The 18,455-nt window shown below is 62.9% G+C and carries 16 protein-coding genes and 1 pseudogene; 7 read left to right on the forward strand and 10 right to left on the reverse strand.

All coding sequences use genetic code 11. The features are described from left to right. Nucleotides 1-4 precede the first annotated feature (4 nt). The gene (locus SR908_RS08860) at nt 5-826 is read right to left on the reverse strand and encodes an endonuclease/exonuclease/phosphatase family protein (protein WP_097021377.1); all 822 of its coding nucleotides are present in this window, start codon (nt 824-826) and stop codon (nt 5-7) included. Next, a complete protein-coding gene (locus SR908_RS08865) occupies nt 819-1,451 on the reverse strand; it encodes a thiol:disulfide interchange protein DsbA/DsbL (RefSeq protein ID WP_246924145.1) in 633 nt (210 codons plus the stop codon). The genes SR908_RS08860 and SR908_RS08865 overlap by 8 nt, the downstream gene beginning before the upstream one ends. A 283-nt stretch (nt 1,452-1,734) precedes the next feature. Between SR908_RS08865 and yihA the strand changes: the two genes are divergently transcribed. Beyond that, nucleotides 1,735-2,358 carry a ribosome biogenesis GTP-binding protein YihA/YsxC gene (yihA, locus tag SR908_RS08870; protein ID WP_097021375.1) on the forward strand — a complete coding sequence of 208 codons (624 nt, stop codon included), beginning with the start codon at nt 1,735-1,737 and terminating at the stop codon, nt 2,356-2,358. 9 nt (nt 2,359-2,367) lie between these two features. On the opposite strand, the gene SR908_RS08875 is transcribed toward yihA, so the two are convergent. From SR908_RS08875 to argH, 7 genes and pseudogenes are all read right to left on the reverse strand, one after another. Continuing rightward, entirely contained in the window at nt 2,368-3,093 is a 726-nt protein-coding gene (locus tag SR908_RS08875) for an HAD family hydrolase (protein WP_246924143.1), read from the reverse strand. 26 nt (nt 3,094-3,119) lie between these two features. Beyond that, nucleotides 3,120-4,016, reverse strand: a complete 897-nt coding sequence (locus SR908_RS08880; RefSeq protein ID WP_097021373.1) for a tyrosine recombinase XerC — start codon at nt 4,014-4,016, stop codon at nt 3,120-3,122. After that, on the reverse strand, nt 4,000-4,719 hold the full coding sequence (locus SR908_RS08885; protein ID WP_246924140.1) for a DUF484 family protein: 720 nt from the start codon (nt 4,717-4,719) through the stop codon (nt 4,000-4,002). The genes SR908_RS08880 and SR908_RS08885 overlap by 17 nt, the downstream gene beginning before the upstream one ends. Before the next feature lie 75 nt (nt 4,720-4,794). After that, the gene (gene dapF / locus SR908_RS08890) at nt 4,795-5,628 is read right to left on the reverse strand and encodes a diaminopimelate epimerase (RefSeq protein WP_246924138.1); all 834 of its coding nucleotides are present in this window, start codon (nt 5,626-5,628) and stop codon (nt 4,795-4,797) included. Further along, the gene (lysA, locus tag SR908_RS08895) at nt 5,628-6,884 is read right to left on the reverse strand and encodes a diaminopimelate decarboxylase (RefSeq protein ID WP_246924135.1); all 1,257 of its coding nucleotides are present in this window, start codon (nt 6,882-6,884) and stop codon (nt 5,628-5,630) included. The genes dapF and lysA overlap by 1 nt, the downstream gene beginning before the upstream one ends. 95 nt (nt 6,885-6,979) lie before the next feature. After that, nucleotides 6,980-7,090, reverse strand: a pseudogene (gene lptM / locus SR908_RS08900) (LPS translocon maturation chaperone LptM); the annotation flags it as partial. Beyond that, nucleotides 7,090-8,493, reverse strand: coding sequence for an argininosuccinate lyase (gene argH / locus SR908_RS08905; protein WP_246924132.1), 1,404 nt, complete (start codon nt 8,491-8,493; stop codon nt 7,090-7,092). The gene argH and the pseudogene lptM, both read right to left, overlap by 1 nt. Nucleotides 8,494-8,676: 183 nt before the next feature. Here argH and hemC point away from each other — a divergent pair, with 183 nt between their 5' ends. The 5 genes from hemC to SR908_RS08930 all read left to right on the forward strand — a co-directional run bounded on the left by hemC (nt 8,677) and on the right by SR908_RS08930 (nt 14,752). After that, on the forward strand, nt 8,677-9,621 hold the full coding sequence (hemC, locus tag SR908_RS08910) for a hydroxymethylbilane synthase (RefSeq protein ID WP_246924129.1): 945 nt from the start codon (nt 8,677-8,679) through the stop codon (nt 9,619-9,621). After that, nucleotides 9,618-10,373, forward strand: coding sequence for a uroporphyrinogen-III synthase (locus SR908_RS08915; protein WP_246924127.1), 756 nt, complete (start codon nt 9,618-9,620; stop codon nt 10,371-10,373). Before hemC ends, SR908_RS08915 begins: the two co-directional genes overlap by 4 nt. A 45-nt stretch (nt 10,374-10,418) precedes the next feature. Continuing rightward, nucleotides 10,419-11,966: a uroporphyrinogen-III C-methyltransferase gene (locus SR908_RS08920; protein WP_246924124.1), complete on the forward strand. Its 1,548-nt coding sequence runs from the start codon at nt 10,419-10,421 to the stop codon at nt 11,964-11,966. Then, on the forward strand, nt 11,963-13,192 hold the full coding sequence (locus SR908_RS08925; RefSeq protein WP_097021364.1) for a heme biosynthesis HemY N-terminal domain-containing protein: 1,230 nt from the start codon (nt 11,963-11,965) through the stop codon (nt 13,190-13,192). The genes SR908_RS08920 and SR908_RS08925 overlap by 4 nt, the downstream gene beginning before the upstream one ends. A gap of 198 nt (nt 13,193-13,390) precedes the next feature. Beyond that, nucleotides 13,391-14,752 carry an NCS2 family permease gene (locus SR908_RS08930; protein ID WP_246924121.1) on the forward strand — a complete coding sequence of 454 codons (1,362 nt, stop codon included), beginning with the start codon at nt 13,391-13,393 and terminating at the stop codon, nt 14,750-14,752. Between the two features lie 103 nt (nt 14,753-14,855). Here SR908_RS08930 and ybiO read toward each other — a convergent pair whose 3' ends face one another. Then, nucleotides 14,856-17,228 carry a mechanosensitive channel protein gene (ybiO, locus tag SR908_RS08935; protein WP_246924118.1) on the reverse strand — a complete coding sequence of 791 codons (2,373 nt, stop codon included), beginning with the start codon at nt 17,226-17,228 and terminating at the stop codon, nt 14,856-14,858. 344 nt (nt 17,229-17,572) lie between these two features. On the opposite strand from ybiO, the gene SR908_RS08940 reads away from it, so the two are divergent. Continuing rightward, on the forward strand, nt 17,573-18,433 hold the full coding sequence (locus SR908_RS08940) for a glycine betaine ABC transporter substrate-binding protein (protein ID WP_246924115.1): 861 nt from the start codon (nt 17,573-17,575) through the stop codon (nt 18,431-18,433). The last annotated feature ends 22 nt before the right edge of the window (nt 18,434-18,455 follow it).

The following is an 18,455-nucleotide window of genomic DNA, read 5'->3' on the forward strand; positions in this document are numbered from 1 at the left end:
CTTGCTATGAGGCGGCATTGTTGTCGTCGGGCATGCTGCGCAGGCAGGCGGTGGGCAATTGAATGTCCACTGCCACCGGCAGATGATCAGAAAACAGCCGGTCGAGCACTTCGAAGCGTTCGGCGTGCAAGGCGTCGGAGATCAGAATGTGATCGAGCGCGCGGCGTGGCTGCCAGGCGGGATACGACAACGGCATCGCCACGGGATGCAGTGGTAGCGCACGGCAGAAGCGTTGGTGGGCGTTGATCTGATCCGGCGTGCAGTTGAGATCGCCCATCACTACCACGTGGCGTAGCGGTTGAATCAGCTCGCTCAAGTAGTCGAGTTGCCGGGTACGCGCACGATGACCCAGTGCCAAGTGCGCCACGACCAGATGCAGGGCATCGGGGCCGTCGCCGAAGCGTGCGTGAATGGCGCCGCGTCCCGGTAACGTGCCGGGCAGGCGATACTCGTCTACCTGGCGCGGCGTCAGGCGCGACAGCAGCCCGTTGCTGTGCTGGGCGACACGCCCCAGGTTGCGGTTGAGCTGTTGGTAATGATGCGGAAAGCTGGCCCGCTTGGCGAGGTACTCCACCTGATTGACGTGTCCCGACCTGAAGCTGCCCCCATCGACCTCCTGCAGACCCACGATATCGTAGTCGCGTAGCGTGTCGCCGATCAGGTCGAGCCGTCCCTGACGCTTGGGATGCGGCAGGACGTGCTGCCAACTGCGTGTCAGATAATGGTGATAGGCCGACGTATGAATACCGACCTGCAAGTTGCAGGTCAGAAGGCGTAAAGAGCGGGGCGCCTGGGAAGCAGGCGCCGCGGCGGTGGCGTTACTCATTGCGTTCGCTGCGTACCTTGTCGATCAGGACATCGGCGATCTTGGGCATGTTCTCCAGCGAGCCGGCGCTGCTGGGCGTGATCACGTACTGACCGTCGACGACCAGGGCAGGGACCCCCATGATCTTGTAGCTGCGCATCTTGGCGTTGGCGCGATTGATCTGGCTTTTGACGCCGAAGGACTCGAGAGCATCGAGCGCGTCGTCCTTGCTGACATCGTAATGCGTGAAAAACTCGGCGATGTCGTCTGGTTCGGTGAGGCGCTGGCCTTTCTCGTGGATGGCATCGAAGAAATCACTGTGCATTTCCTTCTGGATGCCCAACTCCTTGGCGGCGTAGAAGGCACGCGCATGCTTGGTCCAGGTATCGCCCATGGTGGCCGGGATGCGCTGAAAGGCAACGTCGTCGGGCAACTCGTCGACCCAGGCATTGAGCGGCTCTTCGAGGGCGTAGCAATGCGGGCAGCCGTACCAGAACACCTCGTTGACCTCGATCTTGCCATCCGGTACTTCGGTCTTCACGGGCTCGTCGAGCACCTCGTAATCCTCTCCCGCGACCGGGCCGGCGGCCATGACCAGCGTTGACATACCCAGACTGGCGGCCAGCACTAACAACGACTTCAACATGCATCTCTCCTTGCCTTGCATAAAAAGCAGAAAAACAGACGGTAAGCGGTCGTCGCCCACCATGATGAACGTTTGAACCGCATCGGCAACCAGGGTTCCCGAACGGCCAATCTGAACACATACTTTAGTGATACCACTACAAGCCTCGACATGGAAAGGGCGCGAGGGCTATCGGTGGCGGCTTTGTCCGCATGCGCGGCGCCCACGCAATGATACACTGTGGCGCAAACGTCCTTCATGGATCATTCGCCGCTTATGGGCGGCAGTTCAGTCGAGAACCAACATGCAAGATGGCAAGATCAACTACCAGTCCGCGCGTTTTTTGATCAGTGCGCCGCGCTTGGCCTTGTGCCCTCCGGATACGGGCGTGGAAGTGGCATTTGCCGGGCGCTCCAATGCCGGCAAGTCCAGCGCGATCAATACCCTGACACAGCAGAAGGCGCTGGCGCGCACCTCGAAGACGCCGGGGCGCACGCAGCTGATCAACTTCTTCACCCTCGCAAACGACGAGGCGTACCGGTTGGTGGATCTGCCCGGTTACGGCTTTGCCAAGGTGCCGGATCAGGTCAAGCTGGAGTGGCAGCGCCACTTGAGCGAGTACCTGTACGAGCGTGAGGCGCTCAGAGGCTTGATGTTGGTCATGGACGTGCGGCACCCACTGAGCGAGTTCGATCAGATGATGCTGGGCTGGGCCGACGAGAAAGCGATGCCTGTGCATATCCTGTTGACCAAGGCCGACAAGCTCAAGCCAGGGGCGGCCAAGTCATCGCTTCTGGCGGTGCGGCGTCAGCTCGCCGAATGGGAAGACTTGGTCAGCGTGCAGCTCTTCTCTGCGCTCAAGCGGCAAGGCGTCGACGAGGCATGCGCACGTATGGATGCCTGGCTATGTGAGCGGGATGCCGTGTGACGCCGGAACCTAGCTTGCCAGCCTGGCGAGCAGGGTTGGCAGTTCACGCACATGCGTGAGGCGATACACGCCGGGTGGCAGCTCGCGCGGGCCTTCGTTCTTGGCGTCGATCCAGGCTACCTGCATGCCCAGGCGCTGTGCTGGTAGAACATCCTCGCGCCAGGAGTCGCCGACATGCAGGGCCTGTGACGGCCGAGCACGGAGCCTTGCCAGCGCCGCGAGGAAGGCGCGAGGGTCGGGCTTGGGGGCATGCAGCTCGCCCGCGGCGATCATGACGCTGAAATGGTCGGCCAGATCCAGGCGCTTGAGATCGGCGTTGCCGTTGGTGATCGCGGCGATACGATAGCTGCGGCGCAGCGTGTCGAGCATGGCCACTACTTCGGGATAGGGCGTGAGGTCATGGCGCAGGTCGAGGAAATGCGCGATGGCGTGCGCTGCCCACAAGCGTGCCCGAAGGCGAGGCAGCCCGTAGGCTTCCACCATCTCGAACAACGCACGCTCGCGAATCCAGGTGAAATCGCCGCGTTTGAGCGGAAAGCGCCGCGCCACATCGGCGCGGTGCTGCTGATACGCGTGCAAGGGATAATGCGCCATGAACGCGCTGCCAGCGCCTGGCGAGGCGGCGGCGAGCGCGTCGCTGAGCCATTGATAATGGCCGGCTTCGGCACGCTCGAGGACCGGCCGGTTGTTCCACAGCGTGTCGTCGAGATCGAAGGTCAGCGCGGTTATCGCCATGTGGGTTGTCTCCAGAGCCGTGGGTCTCATCCGTCGCCGGGCGTTTCGTGGCGCCGGGCGCGCGGGTGGGCAGCATCGTAGGCGTCGGCGAGGTGCTGCCAGTCGAGACGCGTATAGACCTGCGTGGTGGACAGATTGGCATGCCCCAAAAGCTCCTGCACGGCCCGCAGGTCCTGGCTCGATTCGAGCAGGTGGCTGGCGAAGGAGTGACGCAGGCGATGCGGGTGCAGGTGTTCGGGCAGGCCACGCTCGCGGGCAAGATGCACGAGGCGTTTCTGCACCGCGCGATGCCCGAGTCGTACGCCACGTTGACCGACGAACAGCGCGCGCTCTTCCTCATTGGCGAGTTGGCCGCGGACCTTGAGCCATGCCGCCAGCGCCACCTGGGCACGGCTGCCGAGGGGCATTTGGCGCGGTTTGCTGCCCTTACCTACGACCCGCACACGCCGAGTTTCTAGATCGGTGACATCCAGCGCCGTCAACTCCGCCAGACGCAGTCCGCAGGAATAGAACAGCTCCAGCATGGCCTGATCACGCACGCCGAGCGGGGTGTCGTCGTGCGGGGTGTCCAGAAAGCGCGATAACTGATCGATATCCACCGGACGCGGCAGGTGCTGAGGCTGACGTGGGGTCTGGGTCAAGGCCACGGGATTGTGGGCCAGCACGCCGCTGCGCACCAGATGATCGGCGAAGCGCGATAGCGCGGCGCGGCGCCGGGCGAGGCTGCGTGGGGCCAGACCGCGGGTGCGCTCGGCGCCCAGAAAGCGACGCACCAGGGCGACATCCAGTGTGGACCAGTCATCGATGTCATGCGCCTCGAGGAAATGTGCCAGCGCGGCCAAGTCGCGTCGATAGGCATCCAGCGTTGCGGGGCTGGCATGTCCCGCCAGCCCGCGCAGGAAATCTTCAATCGCGGCGTGCATGTGCGGTATCCAGCCGGATCAGCAAGCGCCCGACAATTTCGCCGAGGTAATCGGTGAACAGAGTGTCGAGCGTGGCACGAAAGTGCTCGCTCTCCTGACTGGCAAGCAGCAGATAGCCGAGCGGCTCGCCCATGGTCAGGCGCGTCACGGCGCATGAACCGCTGCTCTCGGGTGGCTCGGAATGGGGCAGGAGCGTACGCCACGCTTCTCGCGAGAGCTGAGTGCAGCGGCTGTTGTGGCCGTCGAGAAGCTCCTCCAGTGTCGCGCGCGTAGAGTCATCGAGACGCATCTGGGGTGGCTGTACGGCGCTACCATCGTGGGGCGAGTCCAGCCACAACGCGACCGCCTGGGTGCGAAAGCGTTCGCTGAGCTGGGTCGATAGGGCCTCGCCCAACGCGTCGACGTTTTCCGCCTCGAGCAGCGCCAGGATCAGCGAGCGGGTGCGCTGGTACTGCGCCTCGTTATGACGCGCCGTCTCCAAAAGGTGCTCGAGGCGCCATTCGGCGGTCTCGGCGCGCTCGCGCAGGTCATGCACGAGACGTTCGAGCAGCGAAATTGCGCCTTGGGTCTGGGGATGCGGCACCTTTAGCTGTTGGAGCAGTCCCTCTCGGCCGACGAAGAAGTCGGGATGACGGGCCAGCCAATGCGCGACACGCTCGGGGTCGAGCGTAGTGCGCGGCTCGGGCGCCTGGGCTTGGGACATGCGTATGTTCTCCTGTGTTTCCGTCTTGCGTGCCGTGTCGTTGTTTGAAGGTTCTCCGGGCACTCGGCAATGCTGCTAAGGCAGCGCGATACGCCCCTCGAAGACGCTGGTGGCGGGGCCGATCATTACCATGGGGGCGTCCTCGGCGGACCATTCCAAGGTTAGCGTGCCACCGGGTAGATGAACATCGACGGGACTCTCGAACAACCCGCGCCGGATACCATTGGCCACCGCCGCGCAGGCGCCGGTGCCGCAGGCCAGCGTTTCGCCGCTGCCGCGTTCGAAGACGCGCAGGCGCGCCTCGTGACGCGAGACGACCTGCAAGAAGCCTACATTGACGCGCCGGGGGAAGCGCACGTGGCGTTCGATGAGCGGGCCCAGGTGTGCCACCGGCGCGGTATCGACATCGTCGACCATGAGGACGGCATGGGGATTGCCCATCGAGACCACGCCAATCTCCCAGCGTGTATCGTCGACCTCCAGGGTATGTGTGGTCGTATCGGCCGGAGCGTCGAAGGGGACGGCTTCGGGCGCGAAACGCGGCACGCCCATGTTCACGCGGACTCGCTCGTCTTCCTTGACATGAAGAGTCAGTGGCCCGGCCTGAGTTTCGACGCGAATCTCGCGCTTGTGGGTCAGGCGCGCCTCGCGCACGAAACGTGCGAAGCAGCGAGCGCCGTTACCGCAATTTTCCACTTCGTTACCATCGGCGTTGAAGATGCGGTAGCGGAAATCCATTTCGGGGTCGCGCGGCGGTTCGACCAGCAGCAACTGATCGAAACCGATGCCGAGATGACGGTCGGCCAACTGCCGGATGCGTTCGGTGTCGAGCCGCGCCCGCTGGGTGACCAGGTCGACCACCATGAAGTCGTTGCCGAGCCCGTGCATCTTGGTGAAATGCAGTAGCATCAGGAGGTCCCCGCCAGGCGGTGCTCGCCGGCCCACAAGTCGGCGAGCGTCTCGCGTTCGCGCACGACCTGCGCGCGCTCGCCGTCAACCATGATCTCGGCGGGACGCGGCCGGCTATTGTAGTTGGAGGCCATCACGAAGCCGTAGGCACCAGCCGAACGGACCGCGAGCAGGTCGCCCGGCGCGATGGCCAGTTCGCGCTCCTTACCCAGGAAGTCGCCGGTTTCACAGACAGGGCCGACCACGTCGTAGAGTGCCGTTTCGCGGGACTGGCGGGTATCGACCGGGACGATGCGCTGCCATGCTTGATACAGCGCGGGGCGAATCAGGTCGTTCATGCCGGCGTCGACGATGGCGAAATGCTGGGTCTCGCCGGGCTTCAGGTATTCGACGCGCGTCACGAGCACACCGGCGTTGGCGGCGATCGAACGGCCGGGCTCGAAGAGCAGCGTCAAGGCACGGCCGTCGAGGCGTTCGAGCAAGGCGCGAGCGTAATCGTAGGGCGCGGGCGGTTGCTCGTCTTGATAGGGCACGCCGAGGCCGCCGCCCAGGTCGAGATGCTCGATGGTAATGCCGGCCTCATGCAGGCGGTCGAGCAGCACCAGCAGGCGGTCCAGGGCGTCGAGGAAGGGGGAGAGCTCGGTGAGCTGCGAACCGATGTGGCAGTCCAGGCCGACGACCTCAAGGTTAGGCAGTTCGGCGGCCCGTTGATAGACCTCGAAGGCATCGTCGACGGCGATACCGAACTTGTTGGCCTTGAGGCCGGTGGAAATGTAGGGGTGCGTCCGGGCATCGACGTCGGGATTGACGCGCAGCGAGACTCGCGCCACTTGGCCGCACTCACTGGCTACCTGGTTGAGACGCTCGAGCTCGGGCAGCGATTCCACGTTGAAGCACTTGATGCCGACTTCCAGAGCGCGGGCCATTTCGCCGGCTTGCTTGGCGACGCCGGAAAATACCACCTTGGCGGGGTCGCCGCCGGCAGCCAGCACACGCTCGAGCTCGCCCTGGGAGACGATATCGAACCCCGCGCCGAGGCGCGCCAACAGGTCGAGCACGGCGATGTTGGCATTGGCCTTCACTGCATAGCAGATTAGGTGCGGATGCTCGCCCAGTGCGTCACTGTAGGCCTTGAAGTGGCGCGTGAAGGTCGCCCGCGAATACACGTAGCACGGCGTGCCGAAGCGCTCGGCGATGTCGGCCAGCGGCACGTCTTCAGCGTAGAGTTGGCCGTCGCGGTAGTTGAAATGATCCATCGTCAGTCTGCGTCGCTGTCGGATTGAGAAGAGGCGTCGCGCGCGGCGCCATCTTCGTCCTGGTCACCATCTTCATAGGCGTCCGCCGGATCGTACTGCTCGCTGGCCTGTTCGTCATCAGGCATGTAGAGCGGCCCCTTCTGACCGCAGCCAGCGAGCGTGAACAGGGCTATGCCGAGGGCGGCCAGCATTGGAAGTAAGCGCATCATGCCTCCTGTTGCAGCGTGGCGAGCGCGTCGCGGGCGCGCTGGGCGGCGGCGCGAACCTGATCCGGCGCGGTGCCGCCGATATGATTGCGCGCCGCCACCGAGCCTTCCAGCGTCAGCACCTCGAAGACGTCGGCCTGGATGGCGTCCGAGAACTGGCGCAGTTCGTCGAGGGACATCTCCGAGAGGTCCTTCTGCTCGCGCAGGCCCAGCGCCACGGCCTGGCCGACGATTTCGTGGGCATCGCGAAAGGCCACGCCAGCACGCACCAAGTAGTCCGCGAGGTCGGTGGCGGTGGAGAAGCCCTTGCGCGCGGCTTCGAACATGTTGTCCGTCTTGGCCTCGATGGCCGGCACCATGTCGGCGAACGCCTTGAGACAGCCCTGCACGGTGTCGAGGGTGTCGAACAGCGGCTCCTTGTCTTCCTGATTGTCCTTGTTGTAAGCCAGCGGTTGCGACTTCATCAGCGTCAAAAGCCCCATCAGGTGGCCGTAGACGCGGCCGGTCTTGCCGCGTACCAGCTCGGGGACATCCGGGTTTTTCTTCTGCGGCATGATCGACGAGCCGGTGCAGAAACGGTCGGGCAGGTCGATGAAGTCGAACTGGGCGCTGGTCCACAGCACCAGCTCCTCGCTCATGCGTGACAGGTGCATCAACAGTACGCTGGCGAAGGCGCCGAACTCGATGGCGAAGTCGCGATCGCTGACCGCGTCGAGGCTGTTCTCGGCGGGGCGCTCGAAGCCCAGCAAGTCGGCGGTGACGTGCCGGTCGATGGGGTAGGTAGTGCCGGCCAGCGCGGCGGCACCCAGCGGCATCACGTTGACGCGCTTACGGCAGTCCAGCAGGCGCTCGTGATCGCGGGTGAGCATTTCCTGCCAGGCCAGCAGGTGGTGGCCGAAGGTCACCGGCTGGGCGGATTGCAGGTGCGTGAAGCCGGGCATGATGGTGTCGGCCTCGCGCGTGGCCAGTTCGATCAAGCCCTCGCGCAGGCGGGCGAGCTCGGCCGCGACGATGTCGATCTCGTCGCGCAAATAAAGCCGGATATCGGTGGCGATCTGGTCGTTGCGCGAGCGCCCGGTATGTAGCTTCTTGCCGGTGATGCCAATTTTCTCGGTCAGCCGGGCCTCGATGTTCATGTGCACATCTTCGAGTTCCACCGACCAAGGAAACTGCTCGGCCTCGATTTCCCGCTCGACTTCGCCGAGGCCTTGCACGATGGCCTCGCGCTCATCAGAGGTGAGCACGCCGACGCGTTCGAGCATGGTGGCGTGAGCGATGGAGCCGCGAATGTCGTGATGATAGAGGCGCCGGTCGAAGTCTACCGATGCCGTGAAGCGCGCGACGAAGGCGTCGGTGGGCTCGCTGAAGCGTCCGCCCCAGGATTGGTTGGTCGTATTGCTCATCGGGCGTGGCGTCCTGCTTGGTCGAGATGGTGATGCCCCTGAGTGTACCAGAGTCGGCGCCGCTGGCGAGGTGGGACAGGGCACGGGAACGCTGGGGGCGGGATTTTTCCTCGACCGGGGACTGCTTTATGATGATAGTCATCCCCGCCGCCGAACCGGTGTGCGCCCATTGAGGAGAGTCCAATGCCCGCCATGCAGACACTGCGCATCGCCACCCGTCAGAGCCGCCTTGCGTTATGGCAGGCCGAGCATGTCAAGGCTCGGCTGATGGCGCTACATCCTGGACTCGAGGTGGAGTTGGTCGCCCTGACGACGCGCGGCGACAAGATTCTCGATTCGCCGCTGTCCAAGGTCGGCGGCAAGGGACTGTTCGTCAAAGAATTGGAGGAGGCGCTGCTGGACGGACGCGCCGATATCGCCGTGCACTCGATGAAGGATGTGCCGATGCACTTCCCCGAAGGGCTGGGGCTATCGGTGATTCTGGAGAGCGGCGCGCCCACGGATGCCTTCGTCTCCAACGATTACGCTACCCTGGACGCCTTGCCCGAGGGCGTGCGTGTGGGTACGTCGAGTCTGCGTCGGGGGTTGCAGGTCAAGGAGGCGCGCCCCGACCTGGAGGTGCTCAATCTGCGGGGTAACGTGCAGACCCGCCTGGGCAAGCTGGACAGCGGCGAGTTCGAAGCGATCATTCTGGCGACCTCGGGGCTCGAACGTCTCGAGCTTGGCCACCGCATCACCCAGGAGCTGCCGCCGGAAGTCAGCCTGCCGGCCTGCGGCCAGGGCGCGCTGGGCATCGAATGTCGCTATGACGATGAAACCCTGCTCGAAGTCCTGGCGCCGCTTGATCATTCGCAGACGGCCACCCGCGTGCGCGCCGAGCGTGCCATGAATACGCGTCTGGATGGCGGTTGTCAGGTGCCCATCGGTGGCTATGCTGTGCTCGAGGATGGTGACCGCACGCTATGGCTGCGGGCACTGGTCGGGGACCCGGACGGCTCGCACGTGTTGCGCGCCGAAGGGCGTGGCTCGGCTTCCGAGCCCGAGGCCTTGGGCGTGCGCATTGCCGAGTCGCTGCTCGATCAGGGCGCCGGCGAGATCCTGGCGGACGTGTACGGCCAGGAGGAATGAGCGCCGCGTCACGCATCCTGGTGACGCGCCCCGGCGAGGGCGGCGAGCGGCTGGCCCAGGCCTTGTCGGAGGCGGGGTTCACGCCCGCCCGCCCGGCATTGATGCACTTGCAGCCGCTCGGCGTCGACGAGGTCAAGCGCGCTCCCCTGCTGGATGTCGATCAGTACGATGTGGTGGTCGTGACCAGCCCCTTCGCCGCCGAGTGCCTGGTCGAGTGGCTTGATCGCTATTGGCCGCAATTGCCGCAGGGGCCGCGTTTCTATGCGCTGGGTGTGGCGACGGCGGCGACGCTTTACCGTGGCCTGGACGTCAAGGCGAGTGTGCCTGACCCCGGTCGGGGCACGACCAGCGAGGCACTGTTGGCGATGCGCTCACTGGCGCGGCTCGACGGCCAGCGGGTGCTGGTCGTCGGCGGAATGGGGGGGCGCCAGCTGCTCGCGAAGACGCTCGAGACGCGTGGCGCCAGAGCCACCAAGCTGGCACTCTATCAGCGCGTTTATACGGCGCCGGACGCGACCGTTGCCAACTGGCTCGCCACGGGCGATTTCACCGCCATGACCGTGACCAGTGGCGAATTGCTCGAGCATCTGGTTATCTGGTGCGGACAGGCGGCGTTGAACAAACCGCTAATCGTTTCCAGTCAGCGTTTGGCTACACTGGCAGACACGATGGGCTTCGCTTCGCTATACGTAGCGCAAGGTGCGACCCCCGAGGCCTTGGTGACCGCCGTACAGGAAGTAGGCGACACGTGACGCGCCGACGTTGATCACGATGAGTTTGAAAAGGGCTAGCGACACATGAGCAAACGACAGGATCAGGATGATAAAAACACGCCCACCGATGCGTCGACGTCCGCTGACGAGACGCCTCAGTCGCCGGCTTCCTCCGAGACTCACAAGGCTGATGCTGACGGCGAGGTAGCCGACGAGACGCGCGGTGCCTCGGACAAGGCGGCGGATGCCGCGTCGTCCAAGGCATCGACAACCGACGCCGCGGCGTCCCAGACTTCTTCCGATGCGACGTCAAAGGCGGATGAAAAGACGGACGATGCGTCTCGCAAGGCGAGCGAGACGACATCCGGAGCCGGCGCATCGTCGGCTACCGCCAAACGTGGCGCCAAGTCCCAGCAAAAAGCGACGGACACCCCGGCCAAGGATACGGGCAAGACCCGCACCGGCGGCACGCGCTCATCGTCGGCCGGTGGGGCATCGGCGGGCGCTGCCTCTCACGACAAGACGACGTCGAGTAAAGCCGGCGGCGCCGGCAACGGCACCTCGCCCCCCTCTGCGCAAACTTCGCAAGGTGGCGGTGGCAACGGGCGTGGCCTGGCCATCGTGGCGCTGATCATCGCCGTGATCGTAGCCATCGTCGTGGCACTGGGGCTGGGATATGGCTGGAAGCGCTTACAGGCGCAACAGGCCGAACTGGCCAGTGCCGGCGAGGAGAACGCGCAGACCCTCGACACGTTGCGAGAACGTCTCGACCAGCGAGAGGCGGCGTTCGAATCGCTACAGGGCGATTTTCAGGACTATCGTCAAGACATCGACAAAAATCTCGACAAGGTACTCTCCGAGTTGGCTGACGAGCAGGAGGCCGACCCGCGCGAGTGGCTGCATGCCGAGGCCGAGTATCTGCTGCGCCTGGCTAACCAGCGCCTGCAGCTCGAGCGCGACGTCAAGGGCGCCAAGGCGTTGCTCAAGGCTGCCGATGAACGTCTGACAGATGCCGACAACCCGGCACTGATTCCGGTGCGCCGGGCGATTCAGTCCGAGCTGGCGGCGCTGGATTCGGTGCCCACGGTGGATCGCACCGGGTTGTATCTGGCATTGATGGCGCAACAGGAACAACTGGCAGGGTTGCCGCTCAAGCAGGACGTGGAAGAGATGGCCGCGCAGAACGACGACGATTCCTCGCTCGAGGGCGGCTGGCAACAACAGCTCTCCCGCCTGGGCGGCGAGCTCAAGGATCTCGTCGTCATACGCCGCCACGATGAAGCGCTTGAAGCCCTGGTGACGCCCGAACAGGAGTCCTACCTGCGCCAGAACGTGCGGCTCTTGCTCGAGCAGGCTCAATTGGCCTTGCTCAAGACCGAGCCCAAGCTCTACCAGGCCAGCCTCGACAAGGCGATCACCCTGATCGACCGCTACTACGACACTGAGCAAGATGCGGTGAACAACTCTCTCGGGCGCCTTGAGTCATTGCGTGACAAGACCATTCGGCCCGAGCTGCCGGATATCAGCGAGTCGCAGCAGACGCTCAAGGACTTCATCGAGAAGCGTTTCCAGAATGGCAACGGTGACGGTGGTGGCGAGCAACGTCAGAATGATGAAGGAGACAGTGAATGAGAAAGCTGATTCTTCTCATCGTCGTGGGGCTGGCCGTCGGCGCGCTATTCGGCCAGTTGATGCAGTCGATGCCCGGTTACTGGCTGGTACGCGTGGGGGATACCTCGATCCAGACCTCGTTCTGGCTGGGCCTGGTGATATTGTTGGCGGTATTTCTTGCCCTGCATTTCCTGCTGCGCGTCCTCCACCGGCTGCGTCGTCCGGTGAGCCGGCTCAAGGTCTGGAATAGCCGCACGCGCAATCGTAATGCCATGAAGCGTACCGTGAGAGGCTTGGTGGCGCTCGCCGAAGGCCGTTGGAAACGCGCCGAGAAGGATCTGGTCAAGGCGGCGGACGATTCCAGCACGCCCTTGGTCAACTACCTTTCTGCGGCGCTGGCGGCACATTATCAGGGGCGTTTTGAGCATGCCGATACGTTACTCAAGCGTGCTCATCACAGCACCGAGGGAGCCGATAATGCGGTGGGCATGGTGCAAGCGCAGCTGATGCTCGATCGTCAGCAGTTCGAGGAGGCGCTGGCGACGCTGACGCGCCTCGAAAAGCAGCTGCCCAATCATCCGCAAGTGCTCAAGCTGCTGCGTCAGGCCTATCTCAGCGTCAATGACTGGGAAGGGCTGCGTCATTTGCTGCCCAAGCTCGACAAGCAACAGCTGATCACCCAGGAGGAGCGCCGCGAGCTGGAGCAGCGTGCCTATCACGAGTTGATCATGCAGGCGGTCCAGCGCCAGCCCAATGCCGATGCCAATCGCGTGCGCAACCTGTGGGCCGATATGCCCGACTACCTGCGCAGCGATGTCGAGCTGGTGGTCCTGTATACCGAAGCGTTGGTCAAGGATGGCGAAGACGCGATGGCTGAGCGCTTGCTGCGTCATTCCCTCAAGGAGCACTGGGACACGCGCCTGGTACTGCGTTATGGCCTGCTCAACGTGGATGCCGGGCGTCAGTTGGCGTATGCCGAGAAATGGCTGCAGGAACGTCCCAACGACCCCGATTTACTGCTGAGCCTGGGGCGTTTATCGTTGCGCAACGCTTATTGGGGCAAGGCGCAGGAATATTTCGAAGCGAGCCAGCGTCAGCGCTCCAGCGGAGTGGTATGCGCCGAGCTGGCGCGGCTTTACGCCAACTTGGGCGAACATCAGAAGAGTCAGCTCTTCTATCGTCAGAGCGTGGAGCTGCTCGATCGCTCGTTGCCGGCGTTACCGCAGCCTAGCGAACGCACACGCTAGCCAACGTTTTTTGCTCTCCTGGGCGCCTGCGGGCGCCCTTTTTTATCGTCCGTCATGGAGGACGATTCACGGCCTGCAGATGCCTTGTCGGGGTGGCCTGCGGGCCGTTGGTGTTTCTAGACTCTTGTCCAATCGGTCAAAGTATGGGTAACGTTAGAGATTCCTCCATGACAACAATGATACACATAGGAAAACATCATGGCGCAGACTCCGCACCGACGTGCTGCCACGTCATCGACGACGCAACAGGACGGCGCCCTGGAGCGTTACTTCGGCATCCGCCGCTATGGCTCGACCCTGCGAACGGAATTACTTGCCGGCCTGGCGACCTTCCTGGCGGCGATGTACATCATCGTGGTCAACCCCTCGATCCTGAGTGATGCGGGCATCCCCTTCTCGGCAGGGCTCTCGGCAACCGTTTTGATCAGTTTCCTCAGCAGCCTGGCAATGGGGTTGTATGCACGTAACCCCATACTCGTCGCGCCCGGCATGGGCATGAACGCGCTGTTCGCCTATACCCTGGTACAAGGGGCGGGCTTGCCTTGGCAGGTGGCGCTGGGCTGCGTGTTCTGGTCGGGTGTGCTGTTCGCACTACTGGCATTTTTCAACGTGCGCAAGGCGATCGTCGAGGCGATTCCCGATTCGCTGCGTTACGGCATCACCTGTGGTATCGGGCTGTTCATTACCTTCATCGGTTTCAAGAATGCCGGTTTCGTCGTTGATGACCCGGCTACGCTGATATCGCTAGGGTCGCTGGACCCCACTTTGATCACCTTCATTGCGGGGATGCTGCTGACTGCGGTTCTGGTCACGCTGCGCGTCAATGGCGCGCTGGTGCTGGGGATCGTCATCACCACGTTGGTTGCAGTACCGATGGGGCGCTTGTGGGGCTCGGATGTGATCGTGGCATGGAGCGGTCTGGCGGCATGGCCGGATTTCAGCGTCATGTGGCAAGTGGATCTATGGGGCGCGCTCAAGGTCGCCTACTGGCCGTTCATCTTTGTGATGCTGTTCACCAACTTCTTCGATGCGCTGTCATGCTTCCTGGCGCTCTCGGAAGCCGCTGACCTCAAGGACGACAACGGGCAGCCGCGCAATCTCAAGCGCTCGATGACCGTGGATGCCTTCGCCTCGATGATCGCCGCGCCGCTTGGGACCAGTGCCGCGCAGACGTTCATCGAGTCTGGAGTGGGCGTCTCCCAGGGCGGGCGCACGGGGATCGTCGGTGTCGTCTGTGGGTTGCTGTTTCTTCCGTTCCTGTTTCTGTCGCCGTTGCTGTCGCTGGTGCCGGCGATTGCCACCGCGCCGGCATTGGTCATGGTCGGCGTCTTCATGCTAGCCCCGGTAGGGCGCATCGAGTGGCAGAAGATGGATCAGGCTTTCCCGGCGTTTTTGGCGATCATCGTCATGCCGCTGACGTACTCGATCACGTTGGGCATCGCCTTCGCGTTCTTGAGCTTCGTGGCGATCAAGCTGTGCACGGGGCGTTTGGCCGAGATCAAGCCCGCCATGTGGGTGACGGCGGTACTCTGCGCGATCATGCTGGTGACGATGCAGTGAGATAGCGTGGTCTGACCGCTAGGCCGTCGACGAAAAAGGGCCGCCCCGGATGGGGCGGCCCTTTTTAGCAAAGCGCCGCCGTAAGAGCGGCGACGCGCGGGACTTAGTTCGGGTCCTCGTCGTTGTCCGGCTTGGTGTGCTCCGGGTTCGTATTGCTGTCGGCCGGCGCATCGGGTGTGAGCGGTGTGTTCCGCGATTCCGGTTTCTCGTCCACCACTTCGCCCTTCTGGGACAGGATTCGTAGGTTGGCGGGCGGTGCGTTGCCGTCCTTCTCCTGCCCGAAGTAGAGCGTGGTGTGCGGGAACGGGATCTCGATGCCGGCAGCGTCGAAGTACATCTTGACCAGACGGTTGTAGGCACGACCCACGCCCCACTGATCGCCCGGCGTGGTCTTGATGATCACGCGGATGTTGACCGAGCTGTCGGCCAGCGCGGTCACGCCCGCTACGCTGAGGGGCTCAAGCAGCTTGTAGCCGTGTTCGCTTTCCTTGAGAGCGTCGAAGGCGGCCTGCAATTGCTCGATGGCATCGTCGATGCTCTCGCGGTAGGCGATACCGTATTCGCCGACGTGGTTACCGAATTCGCGCATGTAGTTGGAGACGGTGTCCACCGAGGAGAACGGCACGATGTGGTAGGTACCCGAGAGATCGCGAATACCCACCGAGCGGATGCCGACGCGTTCGGCCGTCCCGGTGGTGCCGCCTACGGTGACGACATCGCCGGTGTTCATGGCGTTTTCTAACTGGATGAAGACCCCGGTGATGACATCCTGTACCAGCTTCTGTGAGCCGAAACCGATGGCGAGGCCGAGGACCCCGGCGCCGGCGATCAGCGGGCCGATGTTGATGCCGATTTCCGCCAATATGATCATCGCCGTCATGGTGATCAAGGCGATCGCCAGGGCGTTGCGGAACAGGGACAACAGTGTCTTGGCGCGGGCTGAAGGTTCACCGGCACCGGCATCTGCGTTCAAGCGATGCTCGATCAGGCTAGCGAGGCCGATCCAGGCGGCGATGGCCACCAGCAGGATGATGATCACATTCAGCGTGGTGCCCACGACATGTATGCCGGCCTCGGAGGCATACCAGGCCGCGAGGTCGAAGACATGCCAAGCGCTGAGCACGAACATCGCCACGACGATCAAGATGATCGCGCGAATCACCTTGAGGGTGGTCGGCACGTAGGCGTTGAGACGCGTTTCAAGCAAGGGGAGACGACGCTGGAGGTCCCCGGAGAGGCGAATGCGGCGGCCGATAAGCTGGGTGAGTACGCCCGAGACCAACATGCCGATGCCGATGATGATGACGGTCTTGAGCGTAGCCATCAGCACGAAGGGCAGCGCCGTCTGCGGATGCAGCACGGTGACGGCGAAGACCACCAAAGCATAGGCCAAGGCCAGCATGTGCCAGGTGCGGCCCAGCAGACGCAGCGCGAAACGCGTAGCGCTCATGTCGGCATTATCGGCGCGTTGCATCAGGGCGTCACGCAGCGGTATGCGGTGTTTGAGGATCACCGTCGCGGCGTAGATCAGCGCTAGCAGCATGATCAGCGTGCCGAGCCCCTGGCCGAGCGCAGGTGACAGGTTGTAATTGACGATGGGCACAGCAACCAGCATGCCATACCCGATGAAGCCGGCCAGGCGTGCGAGGAAGCGATTGCAGTATGAGGCCTGTGGCGAGGCGATAGGCATCAGGCGCAGGCCATCGTAATGCGATGAGAACAGCATGCGCAGCGCGGCCTTGAACAGCTCGATCATCAAGAAGGCGTTCAGGAATAGCGAGAAACGCGTTTCCATGCTGCCCGCCACACCGATGGCAAAGGTCGCCACCAGGTTGCCAACGACATAGGCCAGTATGACGACGACGACATCCACGATGGCGGCAAGTACGACGGCGATGACGGTGCGTAGCAAGGCGCTTTTTTCAGTGGGCTGCGACGACCATTGGCTGAGCCTGCGGAACAGTGGTGACGCGATGCGTCGGAGGACGAACAACGCCACGAAGGCCCCGATCACCACCAGTGCGAAATTGAGCGCGGCAATCAGGAACGCGCTGGTATCAAAGCTCGGCCCACTGGCGCTAGCGTTGCTACTGCTGAACAGGCCGACCACGGCTGCGGCGAGGCTCTTGAACTGATCTCCGAGGCCCCCCGCGATATGGCTGGTGGCATCGGCCAGGCGGCGAGGGAAGGAAACCTCTTCGGCTGTCTGGCCGCTGGGCGCATCCTCGGCGATCTCTGCGGGAGAGGATGCCCCTTCGACGTCCAGGGCGTTTTCCTGAGCCGCCTGGGCACGCAGTTGGTCGATGATCGTCTGGCGTGTCTGCTCGTTCTCGAGCATGTCCGCCAGGCTCGAATAGGCAGGGGTAGCGCCATCCGTGGGTGTCGCGTCCTGTTGAGCCAGGGCCGGCGCCATCACGAAAAGCAGACACAGCAACAACCAACGGCTGAGCCACGTATCGAGGCGTAGAGTCGGCACGCGGTAACCTCCTTGTACGGAATGAGTGGCATGCAGCCACATCGTTTATGATGAATTTGCCTGTCAATACTAACACTAGGTGGCTCAGTGCCGAGCGTCGAGCGATGGACGCAGCGTGTCGACGGCTAGGCGTCACGAGAGGAATATGAGCCACCGCTAGCATGATGATAACGGCTTCAGGCTTTTTTGTACCATACTTGTACGAATCTGTACTGCCTGACACGTTAGTAATACATAGTCAGTATCGTCTTGTTGACGTTGCCTGCTGCATGGCAGTGCCTCGATTTGCATCGAATATCTCTTCTCGGCATGCTTAAGTCACACTTCCAATAAAGGCACTTCCCATGACTCAGCCATCGATGCGTCTCGCCGGTCTGGCCTTGATTGCCGGTGCTGGCTTGGCGGCAACCACTGCGCAGGCCCAAGACAAAGGCACCGTTAATCTAGCGTATGTTGAATGGTCTTCTACGGTTGCTTCTACCAATGTGATGCGGGCTGTGCTCGAGCAAGCCGGTTACGAGGTTGAGCTGTCCTCGCTGTCCGCCGCTGCCATGTGGCAGTCCGTGGCTACTGGAGACACTGACGCTTTACTGGCCGGGTGGCTTCCGACCACGCATGAGGATTACTACGCTCAACTCAAGGATCAGTTGGTCGATACGGGCGTCAACCTGGATGGTACCAAGCTGGGTCTGGTGGTTCCGGCCTATAGCGAGGTCGATTCGATTGCGGACCTCAATGAGCATGCCGATGACTTCGACAACAAGCTCACCGGTATCGACCCGGGCGCCGGGATCATGCGCCTCACCGACAAGGTCGTTGAGGAATATGATCTTGACCTGAACCTGCAAAGCGGAAGCGGCGCCACGATGACCGCAGCACTGAAAAGCGCCATCGCTAACGATGAAGATATCGCCGTGACCGGTTGGACGCCGCACTGGATGTTCGCGCGCTGGGATCTCAAGTACCTGGATGATCCCAAGAATGTTTATGGTGGCGCCGAACAGATCCATACCATCGTTCGTCAGGGGCTCAAGGAGGACATGCCGGAGGCCTATGCCATTCTGGATGCCTTCGAGTGGACCGCTGAAGACATGGGCGAAGTCATGCTGATGAACCAGGAGGAAGACTCCGACCCCTACGAAAACGCCAAGCAGTGGGTGGAGGATAATCAGGACATGGTTCAGGAATGGCTGCCAGAGTCATAAGTTACCCAGCCTAAGCCTAGGG

The sequence above is a fragment of the Chromohalobacter canadensis genome, from assembly GCF_034479555.1.
Lineage (GTDB): Bacteria > Pseudomonadota > Gammaproteobacteria > Pseudomonadales > Halomonadaceae > Chromohalobacter > Chromohalobacter canadensis.